We start from the raw sequence: 24,100 nt of genomic DNA, 5'->3' as shown, positions 1-24,100 counted from the left end.
CCGCAACGGGCCGATTGCGGCCAGTCGTAACCGTCTGCTTTCGAACCATTGCTGCCATTGATGAAATCGAGTCTGGTTTAGTCCGGGAGCGAGTAAATGTGCACAAGCCGCGCTCCGCTACGGAAACCGTTCACCGCAGTGGTAGGCAGGTATTCGTCAAGCCGAATCACGCATCCTTGGGGAAAATCGGTTTTTATCGAACGCACCCACTCCTGATGCACGAACGTTGCACCAACGCCTCTACGACGCCACCTCTTAACGATTATTTACATCTCGACATTTCCAGTAGTAGCCTTACGATGTTACATTCATGCGAATGATTCTCAGTATCCAATCTTAATAATTCTTAAGTGATGCCAAGGCCATATGACTGATAAAAATGATGCACGTCTCCAGTGAGGGAACACCGTAATGCGCGTATTGGTAGTCGAAGATGATCCGTCTGTGAGCCATTGGCTAGGCAGCAAGCTGCATGCCAGTGGTCATTCGTGCCGGACTACCGACAACGGCGAGGGCGCCTTGCAAATGATTGGCAATGAGGTATTCGACGTCGTCATCCTGGACAGGATCCTGCCCAGGATGGACGGCATCGAAGTCCTGCGCCAACTCCATGGCCAAAAGCGCCCACCGATTCTGATCCTTTCGGCGAACGATCAGACCAGCGACCGGGTAGAAGGCTTGCGCGCCGGCGCGGACGACTATCTGGGCAAACCGTTTGATTTCAACGAGCTTTTGCTACGCCTTGAATTGCTGGCACGCCGTCACACACCGCGCAACGCACAGGAAGTCGTGCGCATCCATGACCTGTGCATCGACCTGGGTACGCGCCTGGTGCGCCGTGCAGACAAACGCATCGAGCTCACCGACAAGGAATTCAAGCTGCTCCAGGTACTGGCCGAACACGCCGGCCAGGTGGTCACCCGCAGCATGCTTCTGGAAAAGGTCTGGGGTTACAACTTCGACCCGCAAACCAATCTGATCGATGTACATCTGTCCAAGCTGCGTACCAAACTGGAAAAAGGCTTTGAACACGCGCTGATCAAGACCGTCAGGGCCATCGGCTATGTCCTGGGCTGAACTACGCCCACTCCTCGCCACCAGCAGCCTGCGCCAAGCCACCACCATCGCCTTCATCTGTTTGTTGTTCTCGCTGATTTCGATCGTGCTGACCAACCAGTTGCTGGAAGTGGTGATGCGCAGCCACGTGCGCGACATGCTGCTCAACGATGTGCGTGGCCAGCAATTGCAAGGCGGCATGGACAGCGCGGAACAGCTGACCTGGGGGCTGCGTTATCGCCAGCAGCTGGATGTGCGCAAAGAGCGCCAGGCCACAGTGATCGACCATAACGGCAAGCTTCTGTTCGGAAGCCGGGAACTGCTGCCTGGCGTCACCCCACCCTCCAAGGACCGCCTGCACTGGTATCACATCAGTCTGACCAACGAACAGGGCGAGATCGCCGAGGTACTGGGCCTATCGGTAACACTCAACGATGGTGGCCAGTACTACAGCGCTTTCGACCTGCGCCCGATGCTCGAGCGCACGCGCATCATCCCCTTGGCCACTGGCGCCGGTCTGTTGCTGCTGCTGTTGTCGATCCTCATCACGGCCCTGCCTTTCGGCCTGCACAACCTGTACCGCATCAACCGCATTCGCGATGCGCTGGCACGCTATGCCAATGGCGACTACACCGCCATGGCGCCGGCGGTACAGCATGGCGACGAGTTCGATCAGTTGGGTATCGAAATCAACCACGGCCTGCTGCGCATCAACAAGCTCATGGACGAGGTCAAGCATATCACCAGCCATATCGCCCACGAGCTGCGCACGCCGCTCACCCGCCTGCAGAGCCGGCTGCTCACCGCCAGCGAACAGCTTTCCGGGCCCGCCCGCGAGGAGCTGTTGTGCGCGGTGCAGGACAGCGAGCGAATCCAGCACTTGTTCCGCGCCGTCATGCGTATCGCCGAGGTGGAAACCGGGCGCATGGCATGCCACTTCCAAATGGTCGAGGTGCGCGAGCTGCTCGAGGATGTGGCTGAGTACTACCAGCCGCTTGCCGATGAACGCGGTTGCCGCTTCGAACTGGAGATACAGCCTGGCTGCCAGCTGTTCGGTGACCGCGCACTGCTGTTTCAGGCGTTGGCCAACCTGATCGACAACGCCTTGAAATATGCTCCCGCGCAGCAGGCCATCACCCTGGCGGCGCGCGGACGCAATGGCCAGGGCACGCTGCAGGTCCGTGACCGAGGACCGGGCATCAGCCCAGCACAGAGCGAACGGGCGATGGAGCGCTTCCAGCGCCTGGAAGCCAAGGGCAGCACGCAGGGCCATGGCCTGGGATTGACATTGGTCAAGGCCATTGCCGAGCTGCATGGCGGCGAGTTGCGCCTGGGTGACCATCAGCCTGGATTGGCGGCCACCCTGAGCGTACGCAAGCGGGCGCTACCCGGGGGCTAAGGATGCTTCCTTAAGCATTCTTAATGGTTGCCGACTTGCTCGGCAATTGAGAATCAATCGTAATACAGCCGCGCCCCGCCCGGGCCGCCACTCTATTCCAAGCCCCGTTCGGAGAATTGCAATGACCCCTCGCATCCGCGCCTTCCTCAACGACGAAAGCGGCGTCACCGCCATTGAATACGGCATTCTCGCTGCGGCGATGGCGGCCGCTATCGGCATCATCTTTGGCGAAAACGGTGTGTTCATCCAGGCGTTGAAAAACCGCTTCGAAGCCATCGGCAACCAGATCAACGGCAACAAGGGTTCGGCGCAGTAAGCTGCCGTTGTCACCATGAACAGCCAACTGGCCCTCCTCGTTCTGCCTCCGGCGCTGTGCTGGGTGATCGCCTCGGACCTGCTGTATCGGCGCATCCACAACTTGCTGGTAGTAATGCTGATCCTGACCTGGCTCGCCCAGCCGCTGTTCGCCGTGTTCGGCGCAGGCCCTTGGGGCGCGTTGGCTGGCGAACAGGTGCTGCAAATGCTCGGCAGCGCCCTGCTGGGCGCGGTGCTGGTGCTGGCGGTGGGTTTCATGCTGTTCAGCATCGGCCAGGTCGGAGCCGGAGACGTCAAGTTGATGACGGTACTGTGCTTGTGGAACTGCGGCAACCAGATGGCGTTTCTCATCGTTACAGCCCTTGCCGGCGGCATCCTGGCCTTGGCGATGCCGCTACTGGCACCGCTGGAGCACGCCTGCGCGCTGTTGTGGCAGCGCCTTGCCGCACGGCTGCCGACGCTGGGCATAGGCATACCCACTGTGCTCACCGCTGAACGGCCTCAGGGCCTTCCTTATGGCTTAGCCATCGCCACTGGCAGTTTCTACACCCTGTTTGCTTCCATCCACCCCTGAAGACCTGGTTGCCCCATGAAAACCCCTTCCGTCCTTTTGTTGGCAGGCGCCTTGGTGCTTGCCGGCGGCGCTGCGCTGTTGGCCCGCGTTCTGCTGGCACCACCACCCGCGCAGGTGGCTGCCACCCCGCCCGCCGCTGCCGAGAAGGCCGCATTGGCCGTGCTGGTCGCCGCCACCGACCTGCGTCCCGGCCAGTTGATCGACCGTGGCATGCTGCGCTGGCAGGAAGTCCAGTCGCTACCCTCGGCTGAACAATACTTTCAGCGTGACCAAAATGCCCTCGACCTGGGGGCCGGTGCGGTCCTGCGCCAACCTCTGAAAAGCGGCCAGGCATTGACCGCCTCGATGCTGGTGCGCGCCGGCGAGCCAGGTTTCCTGGCTGCCGTCCTGCGGCCAGGCATGCGCGGTTTATCGCTGCCGACATCGGCGGTAGCTGTCAGCCAGGGCCTGGTCAGTGCAGGTGATAGGGTCGATGTGATCCTCTCGCTGAAGGCGAGCAAGAACGAAGACCCGGACGCCAGGCCACCGAAGCTGGCCGCGCAAACCTTGTTGCGCGATGTGCGCGTGCTGGCCATCAACCGCAGCACACGCGAGCTGACCTCGCGCCTGAACGCCGACCTGCCTGCCCCTGCAGCCAACGAAAAGGACAGCCGTTACTTCGAGACCGTTACGCTGGAAGTTACGCCCTCCCAGGCTGAGCGCCTGGCCCTGAGCAAGGAAATCGGCACCCTGCAACTGGCACTGCGCGGCAACCGCGAACCCGGTGACGGCCTGCCCCGCAGCGGCACACGCGAGGTAACTCGCCTGGCCCAGGCCACCGACGTCTTCGAAAAGCCTTCGCCGGGCACATTACCCACCGTGCTGTACCGCGGCGACAAGATCGAATACGTCAAGCCCGCGCAACCCTGAGACCTCGACCTGCCCTGCAGGGCACCGACTTGCCATTCCGGAAGTACAGACGATGAAGTTCCCCCGCTCCCCCCTTTGCCTGGCGCTCACCTGTGCCGTGGGCCTGATTTGCGCGTTACCGGTGCACGCCGAAGTCGTGGTACTCGACCCGCCACTGGACTTGCCACCCCAGTATCCCGAGGCCGAGCAGCCCGAGGACCCGCAAGCCTATGCCGAAGAACAGCAATACCCGGCCCAGCCAGAAGCGCAAATTCAGGCTCCACGCCTGCCAGCGCATCTGACCGAAGTCCGCGAAACCCGCGATGTGCATCTGCTGGTCAAGCAAGGCCGCCTGCTGCAGTTGCCCAAGATTGCCAGCCGTGTGCTCGTCGCCGACCCGAAGATTGCCAGTTTTCAGGCGCCGACCCCAGGCAGCGTGTTCGTCTACGCACAGGCTGCCGGTACCACCACGTTGTACGCCCTGGATGACCAGGAACAGGTGATAGCTGCGATCCGCCTGGTGGCCGACTACGACCTCGACGCCCTGCACAAGCAAGTGATCGCAGAAGTGCCTGGCGCCAAAGTCGAGTTCGGCCCCGCTTCGGCCAAAGGCCTGGTGGTGCGCGGTAGCGTGCGCACGCCGCAGGAGGCGCGCCTGGTAATCAGCGCGGTAGAAAACTACCTCGGCTCGCCATCCAACGGCAGCAATGGCAGCCGAGGCGGTGGCGGCGCGGGAGGTGGCGGCAACGGCGGGGCCGGCGGTAGCAGTGGCAACGATGAAGGCCCGCGAGTCATCAACCAGCTCAAGGTCGAGCTGTCTGCGCAGGTCAACCTCAGCGTGCGCATCGTCGAAGTCTCGCGCAGCCTCAGCTCGCAGCTCGGGCTGAATTGGGAAGCCACGCTCAAGGATGGCAACTACTTCTTCCGCAATGGCTCGAGCCTGTTCGACGCCACCACCGGGGCGTTCAGCGGCGGGTCGGTGACCAACGCCGTGGCAGGCGGTTTCCATCGCAATGGCTCTACCACCGTCGCAGGCTTGCTTACCGCCCTGTCCCAGGATGGCCTGGCCACGGTGCTGGCCGAACCCAACCTCACCGCCATGTCCGGGGAAACCGCAGGCTTTGCCGCCGGTGGCGAGGTACCGATCGTGATCGTGACCAATAACAACATCACCATCGAGTACAAGCAGTACGGGGTGATCATGCGCATGACACCGACGCTGCTATCGCCAAACCGGATCAGCCTGCATGTCGCGCCCGAGGTCAGTGACCTGTCTGACGAAGGCGCTGTGGAGTTGCAGGGCAACCGCATTCCGGCCTTCAAAGTGCGCCGCGCCGACACCACCGTGGAACTGGCCAGCGGCCAGAGCTTCGCCCTGGCCGGCATGCTGCGCAGCAACAGCGCCCAGCAAGTCACCGGCGTGCCAGGCCTGCGCAGCATCCCTGGCGTTGGCCGCCTGTTCGAAACCCACACCTCCAGCCAAGCCGACACCGAGCTGGTGATCATCGCCACCGCCTATGTGGTCGAGCCCACCACGCCCGGTGAGCTGCAAACCCCTGGCCGTGGCATCGCCCAACTCGACGCCCAGCTACCTGCGCAAGCCACTGCCGGCTACCTGTTCTGAGCCAAGGAGAGCGTAAAATGCCCATCGTCAAACCCGTATTCGTCGCCCTGTCGCTGGCCCTGCTGCTCAGTGGCTGCGACCATTTCGTCAATGACCAACGCATTGCCAGCTATGCACCAGGCGCTGCGCAGCCGCCGATCCAGGCCGTACCTTCGGCACTGGTGGCCCAGCTCAAGACCACCCCGGCGGGCGGCCTGGATGCAGCTTCGCTGGCCGACCTCAACACCCTGCTTGCCCGCCAAGGCCGCCTTAGCCAACAAACCCTGACCCTGCGCCCATCGACGCCGAACGGTGAACGGGTCGCCACCCGCTTGAGCGAAGTGCTGCGCCAGCTTGGCGTGCGCCAGGTGCTGGTTGCACCGACCCAATTGCAACGGGGCGGCGACACCGACCTGCAGGTGGTGTCCGAAGCCCTGGTCGCGCAGATCCCCGATTGCACCATCCGCACCCCCGGCGAAGTTGCGGTCAAGCCCTTCAGCGCTGTCGGCGACCTGGGCTGCGCCAACCGCGCCAACATCGCCCGGATGGTCGCCGACCCTCGCGACCTCAACCGCGGCCAGCTGTTGGACGGCGGCGACGGCATCGCCGCGGTCAACGCTGTTGAACGCTACCAACGTCACCAGACGGCGGAGCTGCTGGACATCAACTTCAACAAGAACTGACCAGGGAGCGCCCCGATGAACGACACGACGCGAGCCACCCACCACACCGGTGAAACCCGCCCGGCGCTGGCCCTGTACGCAGCCCAGGCAAGCGATGCACAACTGTTCGGCCAATACCTTCAACGCCTGGGCCTACCGGCCGACCTCGCCCAGTCCGGCGGTTTTGCCGCAGCACTGGCAGGCTGCGAGCTGCACAGCGCGCCCGAGGTATTGGTAGTCGACCTCGATGGCCAGGCGTCGCCCCTGCAGGCGATTGCCGAACTGAGCCAGGTCTGCCCACCCTCCACGCGCCTGGTGGCCCTGGGCAGCGCCCATGACCTGAACCTTTACCGCGCCCTGCTGCATGCGGGTGTACACGACTACCTGTGCAAACCGGTGCCACTCGACCAGTTCGCCAGTACCCTGCGCCGCGCCCGCGACCCACAGGAGCACGGCACCCCGGGCAGCCGCACCGGCCGTACCCTGGCGGTGACCGGCGTGGGCGGCGGGCGCGGCACCAGCACCGTGGTCGCCGCCCTGGGCCGGTTGCTGGCGGTCGAACGCCACAGCAGCAGCGCCGTGGTCGATTTTGACCGTGGCCGTTGCGACCAGGCCTTGCTGCTTGGCCACGAAGGCGATGCCGGGCTGGCGGCCACCCTGGCGGCCGACGAACTGGACTCGCGCCTGCTCGAACGGGCCATCACCCAGGTCGACGAACGCCTCTACCTGCTGGCGCAACAGCCGGACCTGCACGCCCCCGACAGCTTCAGCCAGGAGCACTTGCTCAACCTTGGCGCCGGCTTGTGCCAGCTGTTCAACCAAGTGATCTGGGACCTGCCCAGTGGCCGCTGCCACGGTGCCCTGGACGTGCTCGCACACGCCGACACGCGCATCCTGCTCTGCGACTTCAGTGTGCAGGACGCGCGCAATTGCCTGCGTCTGCTCGGCGAGATCGGCGATGAAAGCAACGGCCAGCGCCTGCTGCTGGTGGCCAACCCACAACGCCCGGGCCACAGCGACGTCGTCGAGCGCGAACAGTTCGAGGACTTCATCGGGCGCAAGGTCGACCTGACCCTGCCCCATGCGGGCAGCACACTGGCCGACAGCCTGCTGGCCGGCCCGCTGCAACTGCACCGCGCGCCAGCCCTGCGCCAGGCACTGCTCGACCTCGCCGACCTCGCCTGCGGGCGCACCCCGGCAGCGCCACCGCTGGCCGCCGGCAATCTGATCCTGCGGTTGCGCCAGGCCCTCGGCCGCACGCGCCGCGCGGCCTGACCCAAGGAATGCGCGCATGATCATCCGCCCAACCCGCAAAGCCCCGGAAACTGCCACCAGCAGCGCCCCCCCGGCGCCTGCCCGCGCCGCCAGCGAAACCCCGCAACGGCCGGCCAGCGCCAAGCCCGCCGACACGCTCGGAACACAGAACCGCCGTTTGATCCGCAACCAGTTGTACGAACAGATCGACCCGCTCAAGGCATCCAGCCTGGGTCGCGATGCCCTGCGCCAGCAAGTCGAAGTCGTGGTGCGGCGTATCTGCGACGACAGCCGGCTGCAGTTGTCCCGCCAGGAAGAACAGGCGGTTTGCGAAGACATGCTCAACGAGATGGTCGGCATCGGCCCCATTCAGCCACTACTGGCTGATGACTCGGTCAACGACATCCTGGTCAACGGTGCCGGCACGGTGTTCGTCGAGCGCTATGGCAAGCTCGAGCTTTCACCGATCACCTTCATCGACGAAGAGCATGTGTTCAATACCGCGCAGCGCATCGCAGCGGCGGTGGGCAGGCGCATCGACGAGGCCAACCCGATGGTCGATGCGCGACTGGCTGATGGCAGCCGGGTCAACGTCATCACCCATCCATTGGCGATCGATGGCACCACCATCTCGATCCGAAAGTTCATGCGCCGCAACATGTCGCTGGAGATTCTCGCCGAACGCAGCGCCCTGTCCGCCGAAATGGTCGAAGTACTCAAGCGCGGCATGCTGGCCAAACTCAACATCGTGGTCTCCGGCGGCACCGGCGCGGGCAAGACTACCTTGCTCAACGCCTTGTCGCAGAACATCAGTGATGCCGATCGGGTGATCACCATCGAAGACGCCGCCGAGCTGCAACTGCAGCAGCGCCATGTGGTACGCCTGGAAACCCGTCCGGTCAGCGCCGAAGGTACCGGCAAGGTCGACCAGCGCGACCTGGTGCGTAACGCCCTGCGCATGCGCCCGGACCGCATCATCCTCGGCGAGGTGCGCGGCGGCGAATGCTTCGACATGCTCCAGGCGATGAACACCGGCCACGACGGGTCGCTGTGTACGGTGCACGCCAACACCCCGCGCGACGCCATCATGCGCCTGGAGAACATGGTGATGATGGCCGGCATGCAGTTGCCGCTGGAAGCCATTCGCCGGCAGATCGCCAGTGCGGTGAACCTGATCGTGCAGGTCGAACGCATGCGCGACGGTGGCCGGCGCATCGTCTCGGTGACCGAGGTGTGCGGCATGGAAAACGACGTGATTCAGACCCAGGAGCTGTATGGTTTCAAGACCACCAGCATCGAGGCCGACGGCCGCCTGACCGGGCAATTCGTCGCCAGCGGCCAGCGCCCGCTGTTCTACACCCAGCACGCGCACCTGTTCGGAGGCCTGTGATGGAGTCGGTTCTCGACCTGTTCACCCTGCTGGTGTTTCTCTTCGTGCTGGTGGCCGTGTACGCCGCCCGCAGCCTCAGCAGCAAGCGCCAGCGCACCTTGGCCCAGGCCGAGCGCCTTAGTGCGCTGAAGGCCGCCCTCGCCCCAGGTGCCCAGACCTTGGGCGGCGACGAGGGCCTGCTACGCGACACCGACGCCCCCGGATTTGCCCGCTGGCCACTGCTGGGCCAGGCGCTGCACCGCCTGTGGACCGACCTGGAAACGCTGGGTTGGCGTAACGGCTTGCGCGCCCGCCTGGGCCTTCTGCTTTTGGCCAGCCTGACGTTCGGTGTGCTGCTGGGCAGGGAAACGCCACTGCCCTGGCTGTATGGCAGCGTGCTCACGGCGCTGGCGTTCACCACGACGGGCCTGGTGCTGTACCGCCAGGCCATGGGCAAGTACCTGCACCAGCTCAAGCTCGACCTGCCCCAGGCGATCGACGCCATCACCCGCGCCGCCCGCGCCGGGGTGCCGGTGAGCAACGCCTTCAGCCTGGTCGCGCAGAACCTCAGCGGCCCGCTGGCACACGAGTTCGTGCAGATCGACAACTGGTTGCGCCTGGGCGTGCCATTGCGCCAGGTCATGCAGGAGTCGGCGAACCGCGTGCCGCTCAACGAGTACCGCTTTTTCGCGGTGATTCTGATCATCAACATGGAAGCTGGCGGACGCCTGGGCGAAACCCTGGATCGGTTGTCGGCCACGCTGCGCGAGCGCCAGGAGTTGTTTCTCAAGATTCAGGCGAAAACGTCCGAGGCCCGCGCCTCGGCCAAGATCGTCGCGGCGCTGGTGCCCTGCGCGCTGGGCTACATGTACTTCAACTCGCCCCGTGATTTTCGCTTCCTGCTCAACGACCCCACCGGCAACAGCGTGCTGTTCTATGCCTTCGGCAGCGTCGCACTCGGACTGCTGATCACCCAACTGATGGTCCGGAGGATCGGATGACCGCACTGCTGGACGATCCCTACTTCCTCAGCGCCCTCGGGTTGCTGTGCTGCGGTCTCGGCGTCGGCCTGATCGGCCTGCAACGCCGTCAGCGGCAACCGGTACTGCGTGAGCGCCTGACCCGTTCTGCCAACGCCGCCCAGGCCCAGGCCGACATTCTCCGCGAGCAGGGCCTGCAGGTGCCTGAACGCCTGCAAGGCGCGGCGCAGGCAACCGCGCGCATTGGCGAGCAACTGGCCGGTGCCGAACGCGACCGGCGCAAGTTGCGCGAGCTGCTGGCCTTGGCCGGGCTGCGCCAGCGCGAGGCTCTGGGACTGCTGGTGGCCGGCAAGTACCTGCTGGGCCTGTGCCTGGCGGCGCTGGTGCTGCTGGCAGGGTTCGACAGTGGCCAGCGCCTGACCCTCAACGGCATGACCGCTGCGCTGATTGCGCTGTTCGTCGGCACCCTGCTGCCGGAACTCTGGCTCAAGGCACGTGCGGCGCGGCGCGGTGGGCGCCTGGAACGCAGCCTGCCCGACGCACTTGACCTGATGGTGATCTGCGCCGAAGCCGGCCTGCCACTGGGGCGCATCCTGCAGGTGGTGGCCAAGGAGCTTGCGCTGTCGGCTGCAGAGATGGCCGAGGAGTTGCGCTACACCTGCGCCGAACTGCAACTGGTCAGCGACCGCGCCAAAGCCTTGCAGAACTTTGCCGACCGCACCGGGGTCGCCGGCATCGACAGCATGGTCTCGACACTGATCCAGGCCGAGCGCTACGGCACTCCGCTTTCACATGCCCTACGGACCATTTCCGACGAAAGCCGCAAGACCCTGGTGCTCACCCTCGAAGAACGCGCCGGCAAGCTGCCCGCGCAGTTGAGCGTGCCGCTGATGACCCTGATCCTGCCGCCCATCATCGCCATGATGGGGGCTCCGGCGCTGGTGCGCATCGTGCGACTGCTGACCCAATGAATCGTTTACTTTCACAGGTATCTGCCATGCCCCGTTCCCTCATCGCCCTGTCACTTCTCGCCATGTTCGGCATCAGCGGTTGCAGCAGCTTCGGCACGGCCCTGCACGCCAGCGCCGACGCCCCAACTGGCCACGAAGCCGGCGAAGCACTCAAGCTGGCCCGTGTGCTGCGCGACAATGGCCGCCTTTCGGGGGCTATCGAGGTGTACCAGCGCCTCGACGAACGCCAACCGCTCAAGGGCGCCTACCTGGTGGAATACGCCAGCGTCGCTGCTGCTGTGCGCCCGGCCAGGGACGCTTATGCACTGTTCGACCGCGCCCGGCGTGAAGCCGGTGCCGGGCTGCACGGGCTTTCGGCCACCGAACGGCAGGCCCTGTGCGGTGGCCTGGGCCGCGCCGCGCTTGAACTGGGTAATGCTGCACGCGCCGAGAGCGACCTGCAATGTGCGCTGACGGTGCAAGGCGACGCTCACCAGCGCGCGCAACTGCTCAACATGCTCGGCGTGGCTCAGGCCCAGCAAGGCCGGCACGCAGCCTCCCGGGCATCGTTCGACCAAGCTCTGGCGCTGGACCCCGGCTACAGTGCTGCAACCAACAACCTGGCTTTGAGTTGGCTGGCCGAAGGCCAACGCGGCAAGGCCATCGGCCTGCTCAACAACGCGCGCAATGGCGGTGAGGTGAGCCTGCAACTGAACCTGGCGTTGGCCTATGTGCTCGACGGCCATGACGATACTGCCCGGCGTATCCTCGAAGAGCGCCTGGCGCCGGACTATGCCTCCGGCGTGCTGGAGCGCTTCCAGGCCACACGCCAACGTATCGAGAGCGGCGCCCCGATCGACAGCGAGCTGCTCGCTGCCAGCCAGCAGCCCCTGCAACTGGCCAACCAGGACTGACCCACGATGAAAGCAGCCCTGCAGCGCCTGCGCCGCCGCCAGGATGGCGTCACCGCGGTGGAGACCGCCTTCATTTTGCCGGTGCTGTTGTTCGGCCTGATGATGCTGTTCGAACTTGCCCACATGGCCATGGTGATCGCTGCCGGCAACCTGGCCCTGGAACATGCCATGCAGCGTTTTCGCGCCACCCCTGACTACTACCAGCTCAGCCCGGCGGCGCTGGAGGCGCAGGTGGTGCAGCGCATGACCGAGCGCAGCTTCAACCTGTTCGAACCCAGCGAGCTGAAGGTCGACGTGCTGCCGTTCGAGAGCCTGCGCACCTTCGGCGTGTCGCGCTATGGCCCGAGCGAGGATGACGACGCCACTGACGACAGCGCCGCCAGCCAGGAGAAGCAAGCCGCCGACCTGGTGAGTTCACCGCCGATCCTGAGTGTCACGGTAGACCTCAAGCAAAGCTACATGACCACCTTCCCGGCACTGTTCGGCCTGGGTGATGGCTACCAGTACCAATACCGCCACCTGCTTGGCAACCTGCCCAACCCGCTCGTAAGCGAGGACAGCCAATGACCTTTGCGCGCAGTCAACGCGGCAGTGCTGCAGTGGAAACTGCCCTGATCCTGCCGATCATCATCGGTATCGGCCTGTTGGGCGCGGACCTCTATACCCTCCATCAGGCGCGCAGTTACCTGGAGCAGTCGGCACATACCATCGCTGCCACCCTGGCCGTGCAGAGCAAGCTCGACGTCAACGGCCTGCAAGCCTTGGTCGACGATGCCACCCGCATGACCGCGCGCGGCAACACCAGCCTCGACCCAGTGCCTTACGAACTGATCATCAGCAAGGTCGAAGAGAACCGCAGCCTGATCTGGCGGCCACTGCACCGCGGTACCGCCAGCGGCGTCTGTACCCCCAATAGCACAGGCGCGGTGTTCACCGGGGAGCTGCCGCAAGTTCCTCGTGCCGCAGAGGACGATGGCGATACCAGCGCCAGCGACAGCGCAGCGGTGGTGGTGCAGCTATGCGCCCACGTCGACCGGTTGATGTTGACCACCCTGGCCCTGGCCGACCGTACGCTTCAGGTACAGGCCGTCAGCCGCCTGCAGCAAGGCACGCCGACCCTGGACAAGGCGCTGACCCAAGAGCTGGTGCCGCAAGGGCAGGACAACTGAACACCTGGGTTAAGCAATCTTAATGGTGCGGCGATTGCCGATAACAAGAAGCATTCTTATCTTTGCAGCGCTGTGCGAGTCGGCTCCCCAGCGCTGGGCCGCGCACCAGCAATCACCCGCAACACCAGGAAACCGAGCCTTATGTTTGCAACCCTGCACCTGCGTCACAGGCTGCGCCAGTTCGCCAGGCAGCAGCACGGCGCCGTCGCCCCGTTCGCGATCCTGCTGATCGGTGGCGCACTGCTGACCACCGCCTTTGTCATCGAACAGAGCCGCGCGCTGGAAAACACCGCACAACTCAAGCGCGCCACTGACGCTGCGGCCATGGCCGTGGGCAACCAGCGGCTGCTCGACGACCGGCTGACCGATGCACAGATGCAGAGCCTGGCGGCGCAGTTTGTGCGCGCCAACCTGGGCACCGACCGCGAGCTGATCGACCAGGTCGACGCTGGCGCAGTGAGTGTCCAGCAACAGCGCGGCCAGGACGGGAAGCTTGATATTACCGTGGCGGCCAGCTTCCTCGCCCAAGCCCGGATGCTTGGCGCCAAGAGCCAGCAGTTGCGGGTAAGTTCGACGGCCGAGGTGGTCAACCGCCCGGTTGAGATCGCCTTCGTCGTGCCCAACACCGACACCGAAGGCACTGCCGACCTTGGCGCCCTGCGACGCATGACCAAGAACTTCGCCACACAAGTGATTGGCACCCGCCCGGATGCCAAGACCTGGATCTCGCTGGTGCCGTACAGCCAGATCGTCAATGTGTACGATGCGAATGACAGCAATCGCCTGCGCCGCTGGGCTACCCCGGAAGCACTCACGCCGATCGAGCTGCGCTCACTGTTTCGCACCGGCTACAGCGGCCTGGCCGACCAGCGCATGCCCGACCGCAGGGCCAAGCTGCTGTGCCTGTACCGTGGCCTGGGCCAAGGGCAGAACTATTTCTGGGACCAGACGCCAAGTGGTCAATTCAAGATTTACTACCGTCACGATCTGGCGGAGAACGGCAGCCCGGGCGCCTCGCCCATTTCCTGGGTCGGCCCCAATCCTGACTTCGGCCAGCCCACGGGCGCCAACGACACCCGCTGGCTAGTCGCCGACAAAGGCTGCCCGGCCGCCCCGGTACTGCCGCTGACCCGTGACATCAACGCCATCGAGAGCCGCGCCGAGCAGTACGCCACCCGCTTCAACGTCAACTACGCCATTGCCATGGGTTGGGCCGCCATGACCCTGTCGCCGCGCATGCGCGGCAGCAATGGGTGGGGTAACAACGAGCTACCCCTGGACTTCAACGCCGATGGCCAAGGCGACAACACCAAGATCATCGTCATGCTGGGCAACACCAAAGGTGACTGGTTCGACACCGACGCGCGCAATGCCGAAGTCGGCAAACCCATCGACGGCGACGGCGCAACCGGCACCTCGGGCGCGGTACGGCTGGCGGCGGAGCGCTTCGTGCTGTTGTGCCAGAGCTTTAGAGCCCGTGGCCTGAAGTTCCACTTCATTGGCGTACGTCCGGGCGACCCCGACGATTTTGGCCGCGGCCTGTTCGGTCGGGTCGCCGTCCCTGGCCTGCAACTGTGCGCCGCCAATGGCAGCCTGACCTTCGCCAATGCCGAAAACTTCGCCGACGGCGAGGCGCAGATCCAGGCCCTGCTGGACAAGATCGCGCAACGCATCAAACACGAGCGCTTCGTGCGCCTGATCGACTGACAAGGACCCGCCATGAGTGCTCCTCGCCCCCGCAATCGCAAGCCCCTCAACAGCCTGGCCCTGGCGCTCGAACCGCGCATGATGTTCGATGCCGCGGCAGTGACTACCGCCGTGCAGGCCGCCGAGCAGGCCGACGCCCAGCAAACCGCCAGCGGCGACCATGCCCCGAGCCTCAGTGCCGAACCTGCCCAGGCCAGCCACAGCGTGACCGAGCAAGCCAACACCAGCGCGCCGCTGTTCGCCAATGCCCAGGCCGACAGCAACGATGCGGGCCAGGGCTTCGGCACCCTGCGTATCACCATCGACAGCACTGGCAGCCACGAGGCGCTGGTGGTAGATGGCACGCAGATCCTGCTGCAGCCAGCCTCGGGCGTGGAAACCGCTGGCAACCATTTCAGCTATGTCGTCACTACCCAAGGCGGTAGCACCAGCATCGACATCGCCTTGGCATCGACCGACCGCACCAGCGCCGCTGACCTCAAGACCCTGGTCGAAGGCATCCAGTACCGCACCCTCGATGGCACCCTGGACAACGGCGTACGCACCGTGACCTTGGCGCAAATCAGTGATCAGGGCGAAACCAACAACACCAGCGAACCTGCCATCAGCGCAACGCTGACACTGGTCAGCGCGGTCAACCGCGCGCCGCAACTGCAATCCGATGCGCCCCTCGACCTCGCCCAAGGTATCGCCGGTGCGCAGCAGCAGGCGCTGTACAGCAGCGATGGCCACTACCTGTACAGCGCCGCCAGCGACGGCCGCCTGCAGGTCTATCAGGCCGACGAACAAGGCAACCTGCGCGCACTGCAAAGCGTCGACGCCCCGCAAGGGCTTGGCACCCTGAACGCCCTGGTGATGAGCGGCGACGGCAAATTCATGTACACCGCTGGCAGCGATAACCAGATCCGCACCTACCACGTCGCCGACGACGGCACGTTGAGCCTGATCCAGTCGGTGCAGTTGGGCAGCGTCACTGGCATGGCGATGTCTACCGACGGTACGCGGATGTACGTCACCACCCAGTGGAACGGCCTTGAGGTGTACCAGCGCGACCCCGTGCTGGGTGCGGTCGGCAGCACCCGCTTGCAGATGCTCGACCAGAACAACTTCAACAACGCCCCCCCTGACCGCCTCTTCGTCAAGGGTGATTACGTCTATGTCACCGCCGATGCACAATATATAGGTCGCGACAGCCTGACCGTGCTCAAGCGTGACAGCGACGGGTCATTGGCAGTGGTCGACCTGGGGTCTGGCTTTCTCACCGAGGGTCAGTTCACCGGTCTGACCCTGCACAGCCTGGCGATCAGCGATAGTGGTCTGATTTATGTGGGTGACCGCAAGGATGGCGTGATTCAGGTATTCCAGTTGAGCGACAACGGCCTGGTCAAAGTCAGCAGTGTGGCCCTGGCCAATGTCAACGCCCTGGCCATCAGCCGCGACGGTCAGCGCCTGTACGCAAGCACCGACGCCGGCCAGGTCACCCAGTACCAGATGGGTAGCGGCGGCACCCTGACGGCCACCGGCAGCCTCGACGCCGCGGGTGCGCAAAGCCTGGTGGTCAGCCCGGATGGCCAGTCCCTGGTGGTATTGGGCACCAGCATCAACCGCTTCAGCGCAGTGCGCAGTTACATGAGTGGTAGTGACCTGGCCATCGGCCAGGGACTCACACTCAGCGACAGCAACGCCGATGCCCTGGCCGCAGGGCTTGGCGACTACACCGGCATCAGCGTGAGTATCGCCCGGGTAGGCGGCGCCGCTGCCAATGACCAGTTCGCCTTCGCCGCCGGCAACGGGTTCAGCGTGGACGGCGAGCGCCTGCTCTACAACGGCGCCGACGTCGGCCGCTTTGTCCAGGATGGCGGTAAGCTGTCCTTGAGTTTCAGCGCTGCGCTGACCAGCGACCAGGCCAACAGCGTGCTGCACCAGGTGATCTACCGCAATGCCAGCGACACTGGCGCCGTGCAGTTGCAAGTGATGGCCAACGATGGCCAACTCGACAGCAAGGCCCAGGTAGTGGCGCTGTTGATCGGCATCAACAGCGCGCCGACGCTGGCGACAACGCCTGTCGTCAACCCGCTTTACGACACCCCCGGCACCCAGGTGTCGCTATTCACCGCCACCCAGGTCAACACTGGCGAGGCAGGCCAGAGCATCACAGGTTTGCGCCTGGAGCTGGCAGGCTTCGACCAGGCCAGCGACGAATACTTGCTGCTGGGCGGAACGCGCATTGCCCTGGAACAGGCGTCCAGTGGCGACCTGGCCAATGGCATGCACTACACCTACAGCCGCGATGGCGCCACGGCCACGCTGGTGCTGACCAGCGCTACCGGTATCAGTAGCGCGGCGTTGCAGACGCTGGTCGACGGCATTGCCTACCGCAACGAGCACGCCAGCGCAGTCAGCGGTGAGCGCAGCATCACCCTGGCCAGCGTTACCGACAGCGGCGGCACCGGCGGCGGCGGGGTCGACACCACAGCGCTGGCGATCACCGCGCAACTCACGCTGCAGACCGGTAGCGCCCCGCAACTGAGTGACAGTTTCACCCCCGATGGCACCTTGGTCTACCTCGATGGCAAGCTCGAAGGCTACGACGATTACGTGGTCAGCCTGCGCTTGAGCGACGACGGCAAGACGCTGGTAGTGGCCGGCAACAGCGGCAGCAACGCCAGCGGCAGCGGCTATGTGCGGGTGTTCGCCCGCGACCCCGGCAACGGCAGCCTGACGCTGCTGCAAACTTTCACCCAAGGCGAAAACGACGACCCCGCCACCGCTGCCATCGAAGTCGACGGCCTGACCAAAACCAGCGCGGTAGGCATTTCGGCAGACGGCACCTCGGTCTATGTCGCAGGCTTCATCGGCGGCCAGGATGCCGGTACCCTGGTGCTGTTCAGCCGCGACGCCAACACCGGCGAGTTGAGCTACCAAGGTGTACAAGCACGCCAGGGCGAAGCGGCGGTGCTGGGCCTCGATGGCCAGGTGAGCCAGATCAGCCTGTCGGCCGACGGCAAGTTCCTGTACACCGTGAACGGTGCCAACGTCGCCGACACCAGCACCGGCAAGGCTACCTTGGGCATCTATGCGCGCGACCCGGCCACTGGTGCCCTGAGCTGGGTGGGCAGCTACGCCGATAGCACCAGCATGCCCCGGCCTAGTGGCATCGTGCTGTCGCCCGATGGCGGTACGGTGTACATCAGCAACGTCTCCAGCCGCACCCTGACCGTGCTCAGCCGCGACAGCGCCACCGGCACCCTGACCCTGCTGCAAAGCCTGACCCCCGACAGCATCGCCAGCGACCCAGCGAGCGCCGCCCTGCCGGACAGCAACGGTTTTCTCAACGCCAACGACATCATCATCTCCGCTGATGGCCATTCCGTTTACATCAGCAGCAACGACCCGGCCTACATCAGCAGCTTCAGCCGCGATGCCGCCACCGGCAAACTCACGTTCACCGGTGCCATCGGCACCGCTGGGCTGACCACCAGCAACTTCCTGCGCGAGATGGCCGTCAGTGCAGATGGCAAGACCGTCTATGCCACTACCTTCGGTGCGCAAAAGCTGATGGTGTTCAGCCGCGATACGGCCACCGGCGCCCTTACCTTCAGCCACAACGTCACCCTGGGCATGAGCGCCAACCGGGTGATCGTAAGCGCCGACGGGCGCAACCTGTATACCGGTGCGGTGCTGGTCAGCAGCGGCCTTGGTGTGCTCAATGCCCAGCACACGGTGGCGTGGAACGAAGGCGCGGCCAATCCATTCGCCGCAGGCCTTTCAGTCAGCGACGTCGACTACGAGGCCGCAGGCAGCTACCAAGGCCTGGTGATCACGGTAAGCCGCACTGGCGCGGCCAGCGCCAGTGACAGCTTCACCTTCCTCAACGGCAATGGCCTGACCCGCGACGGCCAGCGCCTGCTGCTAAATGGCCAACCGGTGGCGACCCTGGTGACCAACGCCGGTAGCCTGACCGTGACCTTTACCGGCGCGATCGATGGGCAGACAGTCAATGCCGTGCTTCATCAACTGAACTACAGTGCAGGCCCATCGGCAACCGACACCCAGGTCGGCCTCACAGTCACCTTCGACGACGGCCTCAAGCAATCGAGCCGCGACATCGTTTTGCAGATCAACCACAGCCCGACCAACAGCACGCCCCTGCCAGCTTTGGGCAGCATCGAGGTCGAGCAACCGTACCAGGCCACCCTGCCCCTGGCCGGGTTTGGCGACGTCGACGGCGACAGCCTGAGCTTTTCCCTGCAAGGGCTGCCCGCCGGGCTGCAGTTCGACACTAACACCGGCGTGATCAGCGGCACGCCCGCCGCTGGCAGCGTTGGCCAGTACGCCTTGCAGTTGGTGGTTACCGATGCCCGCGGCGCGCAAACCGTGGTGCAGTTGCAACTGGAAGTGCAGGCAGCGCCGGACCAACGCCCGCAACTGGCAGCCGACACCACCGACCTGGAACAGGTTGGCAGCGCTGAGAACCACGATGCTGACGGTACCAACCTGCTTGGTTCGCCCCGCGACACCCTGTTGAGCAGCGACGGCAAGTTCCTGTATGTGATCGCTGACGCCAGCGACGGCAGCGGTAGCAGCAAGGCTGCGATCAGCGTGTTCAGCCGCTCAGCCGATGGCCAGCTGACCCTGATGCAGACGGTGAGCCATGATGATATCGCCCTCGCCGGGCCGGAAAAACTCTTGATCTCCAGCGACCAGCGCTGGGTGTACGTGATCACCTCTGGCGACAATGGCGTAAAAGTCTTTGGCCGCGATGCCGCCAATGGCGAGTTGACCCTGGCCAGCCAGTTCGCCCTCAGCGGCCCGGACGCGAACCTGGCAGTGGTAGACGATATCGCCCAGCAGGGTGATAGCCTGTACCTGGCGACCAGCGCCGGGCTGTATGTACTGCGCCAAGCCCAGGACGGCAGCCTCGAACAGGTTGCCGCCTACACCGACTTCAACGGCCTGCAAGGCGTGCACCGCCTGTTGCTGAGCAGCGACGGCCAGTACCTGTTAGCCAGTGGCATGGGCAGCAACACGTTGCTGGCCACCCTGCGCATCGCCAGCGACGGCTCGCTCAGCCAGGTTGCCACCCTGCAGGCAGACGCCGAGGCGCATAACCTGGTGGCCATTGCCCAGAGCGCCGACGGCAAATACCTGTACATCCTCGACAAGCAAGACAGCACCCTGCTGCGCAGCATCGCCCTGGGCGCCGATGGCAGCCTGCAACTGCTTGCCAGCCAGGCGGTGCAGAATGATGCACTGGACCTGGTAGTGGCACACAACGGCAGCGCTGTGTTCGTCACCGGTGGCGAACACCTGGAAAGCTTCGCCCGCACCAGCGACGGCCTGCTGGCCAGCACGGCCCATGGGTTCAGCCTTGCCGAATGGGGCACCAGCCAGCTGACCGGCCTGAGCCTCAGCGCCGACGGCCAGTACCTGTACCTGGCAGGCGACGTCAACGGTGCCAAGGTGGTAAGCCTGCAGGTCAAGGTCACCGGCCTACAGGTAACCGAAGGGGACGCCGCCACCTTGCTGCTGCCCAGTGGCGTATTGAGCGACCGGCAACTGGACGAGCGCGGCGACTATCAAGGCGCGAGCCTGGTCATCGACCGCCAGGGTGGCGCGCGCGCCGATGACGTGTTCGGCTTTGTCGACGGCAGCGGCCTGAGCCTGCGCGAAGGCCAGATCTACAAGGGCGACACCGTGATCGCCAGCTTCAGCCAACAGGCCGGCGTACTCAGTGTCGTGTTCACTGCCCCGCTCAGCCAGGCCGATGCCCAGGCGATCCTGCGCCAGATCGACTACCGCAATGGTAGCCAGGACCCCACCCGCGATGGCACCCGCCAACAGTTGCGCATCGCCCTGAACGACGGTGAAGGCAACGTAACCCGGTTGAACGTGGACCTGACCCTGACCGGTGTGAACGACCCTGCCGTGCTGGAAACGCAACCGCTGAACCCGACCCTGTCGGGCCTGGGTGACCCGGTGGGGCTGTTCACCGGCACGCGAATAGATACCATCGAAAGTGGGCAGGACATCGCCCGGGTGGTCATAACCCTGGACGCGACCAATGCCCACGACGTGATCCGCGTATTGGGGTACAAGATCAACCTCGATCAGGCCGTCGACTCTTCGCCAACCCTGCCCGACGGGTTGCAATACCAGGTAAGCCAAGACGGTAGCAGCACTACCCTGACCTTGTACGTCAACCGCTCCGCCGCCGAAACCGCGGCGCTGATCGACAGCCTTGCCTACTACAACAGCGGCGCAGAGCTCAGCGGCACACGCACCCTGACCCTGGCCATCGTCGAAGCTGCCCAGGCAGACTACGTCAACCTCACCACGACCCTGGCCGAGACGATCCAGGTCACCTTGCAGCGCAACGCTGCCGACAACAGCGCGCCGCAACTGGCCAATACCGGCGCCGCGCAACTGTACAACGAAGCGGGTACTGCAATTTTCATTGCCCCACAGGCCAGCGCCAGCGACGCACAGTACGACGTACTCAACAATGGTTTGGGCAACTACCAGGGCGCAACCCTCTCGGTCACCCTGGACGGGGCCAAGGCCGGCGACACCCTGACCCTGCGCGACGGCAACGACCTGACCCTGGTCGATGGCGTGTTGCTCAAGGCTGGCGTCGCCATTGGCAGCGTCACTCAGCGCGATGGCAGCCTGATCATCCATTTCAGCGATGACGCTGGCAGCATTCCGACACGGGCAGACATCAACCATGCCCTTAATCAGATAACCTTCGCCAGCAGCAACCGGGCACCGGCCGCCGAGCTGCATTTCAACGTCACCCTCAACGATGGCCACCTGACCTCCAGCGCCCTGCAAGTGGACGTGCACGTGCTGCTGGTCAATGACGCGCCAATGATCGACAGCGACCCGTTACTGTCATTGGGCGCCTTCACCCTCACCCACGAAAATGCCAGCCTTGCAGGACTTGCCGACGTGAAAACCGCCACGCTCAGCGGTGATGGCCGGTCGCTCTACGTGGCCGACAGCCGTGGCGTACTCGCCCTGTTCTCGCTGGCCGCCGATGGCAGCCTGAAAGCCGTAGCCAGCCTGCCCGCCGTCGAGGGCGTGACATTCACCCGCCTGGCCGCGAGCGCCGATGGCCAGAACCTGTACGCCTTGGCCAACGAAGGCTATGAACTGCGCACGTACCTGCGCAACGCCGATGGCAGTGTGTCGCTTTTGCAAAGCACCGACTCCCCTGGCGAGCTGAGTGGCATGAACCAGGTGCTGGTGAGCGAGGACGGCAAGCAGGTGTATATCGCCGGAAACGGCCTGGCGGTTATGCAACGCGGCGCGGACGGCGCCCTCACCCTGTCCAGTGAAGTGCTTGGCGATGCTTTCGCAGCCCCCTACCTGTGGATGCCCGATCGGATTTCGCAGCACGGCGATCTGTTGATCGTGACGACCCGCTACCAGTACCACCCGGTGGTACTGGTTTATCAGCGTGAGGCCCAAGGTGGGCTGACCCTGATCACCTACACCGACATGCGCAACAGCGAGGATACCGGCTTCGTCGGCCTGGTAACGGCGCAGCTGAGTAACGACGGCAGTACGCTCTACCTGGCCAGCGAAAACGGTGTGACGCGCCTTGATCTGGATGTAGCGAACCAGCGCCTGAGCGTGCGCGACACTTTGAGTGTGGCTGGGATCAGTGACATGGCGTTGAGCGCCGATGGCCGTAGCCTTTATCTGCTGCTTGAAGACGGCAGTGTGCAGCGGTATGCGAGCAGCGAGGGGTTGCAATTGGTCGATCAGCAGGCTTCTGCACTGCTCAAGGAGGGCGGCCGCATCCAGTTGGGCAGCGACGGCCAGGTGCTGCTGGTGGGCCAGGGAGTCGTCCAGTTCGACACTGCCGCCGTCGGCCAACCGACATTCACGGTGGGGGGCGAAGCGGTAGCCCTGGCCCCGACCTTGCGCCTGAGCGACGCCGAATTGGACGCTGCCAATGATGGCGTGGGCAACTACCAAGGTGCCAGCCTGACCTTGCAACGCCAAGGCGCTGCGGTGGCCACCGACCAGTTCGGCTTGCTCGCCGGCAATGGCTTCAGCCTGGTGGATGGCCAGGTGTTGCTGGACGGCAATGTGGTGGCGCAACTCCACAGCGCGGCAGGTGTCCTGAAATTGACGATAGACGCTGCCCTGACGCGCGCTCAGGCCAATGCCCTGCTGCATCGGCTGTCGTATAGCAGCAGCGCTTCCCAGGCCGGCGAGGTGCGCTTGGCATTGACGCTCAATGACGGGGCGCTGGACAGTGCTGCCGTGGTGACTACCTTGGCCATTGAAAATGCGCGTGAACCGGTCGACCCCGTTGAGCCGGTGGAACCAGTCGATCCTGTAGACCCTGTAGACCCTGTAGATCCCGTAGATCCCGTAGATCCTGTTGATCCTGGCAAGCCGGTGGACCCAATCGACCCCACTGTACCTGTATCGCCTGTTGATCCGGTCGACACGGTGGCGCCTGTCATTCTCATGCCAGGTCTGCCTGAATGGCCTGGGGAGCACCGCGACGAACAGAGCGCAGCCCAGTCGCCGACCATCCGGCCCACGAGCGCAGCCAGCGTGCTGCGCGAGGTCGCCGAGGGCCAGGCAGCGTTCGACAGCCGCAGCCAGGAAATCGCCGATCTGCCCGACCCGGATGAAGTGCCAGAGCAGCGAGCGCATCAGCCGCTTGCTCAGTTGGGCAACGATCTGCACGTGAGCGCGGTGACAGTTGGCGCCGACAGTGCCCTTGTTACGCTACCCCGCGGCCTGGTGGCCAGCCGAGGCGGCCAGACACAGGCCAGCCTGCGCCTGGCCAACGGTTTGCCGCTGCCAGCCTGGATCCGCTTCGATCCGCAACGCGGCGAGATCCGCATGGACAGCCGCCAGTTGCAGCGCTATGGCCAGATCGACCTGCAACTGCGTGGGCAGGACAGTCAGGGGCGCCAGACCACCGTGAAGCTGCACATACACGCAGAGCCCGGCCAGCCCCAGGCGCAAGCGCAGCCATTGCCAGGCAACCAGGGACTAGAGGCTCAATTGCAAGGTCGGGTCAGCGGCGGCTGGATGAGCCAGGCCCAGGCACTGCTGGTGACCGTATTCGGTGAACGCTGAGCACCGCATGCCCATAACCTGGAGCAGCCCCGGCAGGCCGCTCCAGGCGTTGCACCAGCGCCACAACCTGCGCTCATTAAGCAATCTTAATGAACCGGACATTGCCCCGTATTGGGAATAATTCTTATCTTCTCCGCCGCCGCGACTCG

At 64.5% G+C, this 24,100-nt stretch carries 16 protein-coding genes; all 16 read left to right on the top strand.

All coding sequences use genetic code 11. From position 1 onward, the window contains the following. Positions 1-411 precede the first annotated feature (411 nt). The 16 genes from ACIQUI_RS12965 to ACIQUI_RS12890 all read left to right on the top strand — a co-directional run bounded on the left by ACIQUI_RS12965 (position 412) and on the right by ACIQUI_RS12890 (position 23,951). Positions 412-1,077, top strand: coding sequence for a response regulator transcription factor (locus tag ACIQUI_RS12965; protein WP_403198934.1), 666 nt, complete (start codon positions 412-414; stop codon positions 1,075-1,077). Beyond that, complete coding sequence (locus ACIQUI_RS12960) at positions 1,064-2,455, top strand: sensor histidine kinase (RefSeq protein WP_403198931.1); 1,392 nt, start codon at positions 1,064-1,066, stop codon at positions 2,453-2,455. The genes ACIQUI_RS12965 and ACIQUI_RS12960 overlap by 14 nt, the downstream gene beginning before the upstream one ends. 121 nt (positions 2,456-2,576) lie before the next feature. Further along, complete coding sequence (locus tag ACIQUI_RS12955) at positions 2,577-2,771, top strand: Flp family type IVb pilin (RefSeq protein WP_403198927.1); 195 nt, start codon at positions 2,577-2,579, stop codon at positions 2,769-2,771. 15 nt (positions 2,772-2,786) lie between these two features. After that, positions 2,787-3,344 carry a prepilin peptidase gene (locus ACIQUI_RS12950; RefSeq protein ID WP_403198925.1) on the top strand — a complete coding sequence of 186 codons (558 nt, stop codon included), beginning with the start codon at positions 2,787-2,789 and terminating at the stop codon, positions 3,342-3,344. Positions 3,345-3,359: 15 nt separating this feature from the next. Further along, positions 3,360-4,253: a Flp pilus assembly protein CpaB gene (gene cpaB / locus ACIQUI_RS12945; RefSeq protein WP_403198922.1), complete on the top strand. Its 894-nt coding sequence runs from the start codon at positions 3,360-3,362 to the stop codon at positions 4,251-4,253. Between the two features lie 52 nt (positions 4,254-4,305). After that, positions 4,306-5,856, top strand: coding sequence for a type II and III secretion system protein family protein (locus tag ACIQUI_RS12940; protein WP_403198918.1), 1,551 nt, complete (start codon positions 4,306-4,308; stop codon positions 5,854-5,856). A 17-nt stretch (positions 5,857-5,873) separates the two neighbouring features. Continuing rightward, positions 5,874-6,518, top strand: coding sequence for a CpaD family pilus assembly lipoprotein (locus ACIQUI_RS12935; RefSeq protein WP_403198915.1), 645 nt, complete (start codon positions 5,874-5,876; stop codon positions 6,516-6,518). Positions 6,519-6,533: 15 nt separating this feature from the next. Further along, positions 6,534-7,772: a CpaE family protein gene (locus ACIQUI_RS12930; protein WP_403198913.1), complete on the top strand. Its 1,239-nt coding sequence runs from the start codon at positions 6,534-6,536 to the stop codon at positions 7,770-7,772. 16 nt (positions 7,773-7,788) lie between these two features. Further along, the gene (locus ACIQUI_RS12925) at positions 7,789-9,141 is read left to right on the top strand and encodes a CpaF family protein (RefSeq protein WP_403198911.1); all 1,353 of its coding nucleotides are present in this window, start codon (positions 7,789-7,791) and stop codon (positions 9,139-9,141) included. After that, entirely contained in the window at positions 9,141-10,121 is a 981-nt protein-coding gene (locus ACIQUI_RS12920; RefSeq protein ID WP_403198908.1) for a type II secretion system F family protein, read from the top strand. The genes ACIQUI_RS12925 and ACIQUI_RS12920 overlap by 1 nt, the downstream gene beginning before the upstream one ends. Next, on the top strand, positions 10,118-11,071 hold the full coding sequence (locus ACIQUI_RS12915; RefSeq protein ID WP_403198906.1) for a type II secretion system F family protein: 954 nt from the start codon (positions 10,118-10,120) through the stop codon (positions 11,069-11,071). Before ACIQUI_RS12920 ends, ACIQUI_RS12915 begins: the two co-directional genes overlap by 4 nt. Before the next feature lie 26 nt (positions 11,072-11,097). Then, positions 11,098-11,964, top strand: coding sequence for a tetratricopeptide repeat protein (locus ACIQUI_RS12910; RefSeq protein WP_403198904.1), 867 nt, complete (start codon positions 11,098-11,100; stop codon positions 11,962-11,964). A 6-nt stretch (positions 11,965-11,970) separates the two neighbouring features. Beyond that, on the top strand, positions 11,971-12,531 hold the full coding sequence (locus tag ACIQUI_RS12905) for a TadE/TadG family type IV pilus assembly protein (protein WP_403198901.1): 561 nt from the start codon (positions 11,971-11,973) through the stop codon (positions 12,529-12,531). Continuing rightward, positions 12,528-13,133, top strand: a complete 606-nt coding sequence (locus tag ACIQUI_RS12900; protein WP_403198898.1) for a TadE/TadG family type IV pilus assembly protein — start codon at positions 12,528-12,530, stop codon at positions 13,131-13,133. Before ACIQUI_RS12905 ends, ACIQUI_RS12900 begins: the two co-directional genes overlap by 4 nt. A 141-nt stretch (positions 13,134-13,274) precedes the next feature. Beyond that, complete coding sequence (locus ACIQUI_RS12895) at positions 13,275-14,840, top strand: TadE/TadG family type IV pilus assembly protein (RefSeq protein WP_403198896.1); 1,566 nt, start codon at positions 13,275-13,277, stop codon at positions 14,838-14,840. Between the two features lie 12 nt (positions 14,841-14,852). Beyond that, positions 14,853-23,951, top strand: coding sequence for a beta-propeller fold lactonase family protein (locus ACIQUI_RS12890; protein WP_403198893.1), 9,099 nt, complete (start codon positions 14,853-14,855; stop codon positions 23,949-23,951). Positions 23,952-24,100 lie beyond the last annotated feature (149 nt).

This window comes from Pseudomonas sp. NPDC090592 (genome assembly GCF_044769185.1).
Classification (GTDB): Bacteria; Pseudomonadota; Gammaproteobacteria; order Pseudomonadales; family Pseudomonadaceae; genus Aquipseudomonas.
The sequence above is the reverse complement of the archived record's forward strand: the minus strand, read 5'-3'. Positions and strand labels throughout refer to the sequence as shown.

What these genes read in the sequence shown, in the direction of transcription:
- ACIQUI_RS12965 (WP_403198934.1), top strand. Translation starts at nt 412, where the DNA reads ATGCGCGTATTGGTAGTCGAAGATGATCCGTCTGTGAGCCATTGGCTA.
- ACIQUI_RS12960 (WP_403198931.1), top strand. Translation starts at nt 1,064, where the DNA reads ATGTCCTGGGCTGAACTACGCCCACTCCTCGCCACCAGCAGCCTGCGC.
- ACIQUI_RS12955 (WP_403198927.1), top strand. Translation starts at nt 2,577, where the DNA reads ATGACCCCTCGCATCCGCGCCTTCCTCAACGACGAAAGCGGCGTCACC.
- ACIQUI_RS12950 (WP_403198925.1), top strand. Translation starts at nt 2,787, where the DNA reads ATGAACAGCCAACTGGCCCTCCTCGTTCTGCCTCCGGCGCTGTGCTGG.
- cpaB (WP_403198922.1), top strand. Translation starts at nt 3,360, where the DNA reads ATGAAAACCCCTTCCGTCCTTTTGTTGGCAGGCGCCTTGGTGCTTGCC.
- ACIQUI_RS12940 (WP_403198918.1), top strand. Translation starts at nt 4,306, where the DNA reads ATGAAGTTCCCCCGCTCCCCCCTTTGCCTGGCGCTCACCTGTGCCGTG.
- ACIQUI_RS12935 (WP_403198915.1), top strand. Translation starts at nt 5,874, where the DNA reads ATGCCCATCGTCAAACCCGTATTCGTCGCCCTGTCGCTGGCCCTGCTG.
- ACIQUI_RS12930 (WP_403198913.1), top strand. Translation starts at nt 6,534, where the DNA reads ATGAACGACACGACGCGAGCCACCCACCACACCGGTGAAACCCGCCCG.
- ACIQUI_RS12925 (WP_403198911.1), top strand. Translation starts at nt 7,789, where the DNA reads ATGATCATCCGCCCAACCCGCAAAGCCCCGGAAACTGCCACCAGCAGC.
- ACIQUI_RS12920 (WP_403198908.1), top strand. Translation starts at nt 9,141, where the DNA reads ATGGAGTCGGTTCTCGACCTGTTCACCCTGCTGGTGTTTCTCTTCGTG.
- ACIQUI_RS12915 (WP_403198906.1), top strand. Translation starts at nt 10,118, where the DNA reads ATGACCGCACTGCTGGACGATCCCTACTTCCTCAGCGCCCTCGGGTTG.
- ACIQUI_RS12910 (WP_403198904.1), top strand. Translation starts at nt 11,098, where the DNA reads ATGCCCCGTTCCCTCATCGCCCTGTCACTTCTCGCCATGTTCGGCATC.
- ACIQUI_RS12905 (WP_403198901.1), top strand. Translation starts at nt 11,971, where the DNA reads ATGAAAGCAGCCCTGCAGCGCCTGCGCCGCCGCCAGGATGGCGTCACC.
- ACIQUI_RS12900 (WP_403198898.1), top strand. Translation starts at nt 12,528, where the DNA reads ATGACCTTTGCGCGCAGTCAACGCGGCAGTGCTGCAGTGGAAACTGCC.
- ACIQUI_RS12895 (WP_403198896.1), top strand. Translation starts at nt 13,275, where the DNA reads ATGTTTGCAACCCTGCACCTGCGTCACAGGCTGCGCCAGTTCGCCAGG.
- ACIQUI_RS12890 (WP_403198893.1), top strand. Translation starts at nt 14,853, where the DNA reads ATGAGTGCTCCTCGCCCCCGCAATCGCAAGCCCCTCAACAGCCTGGCC.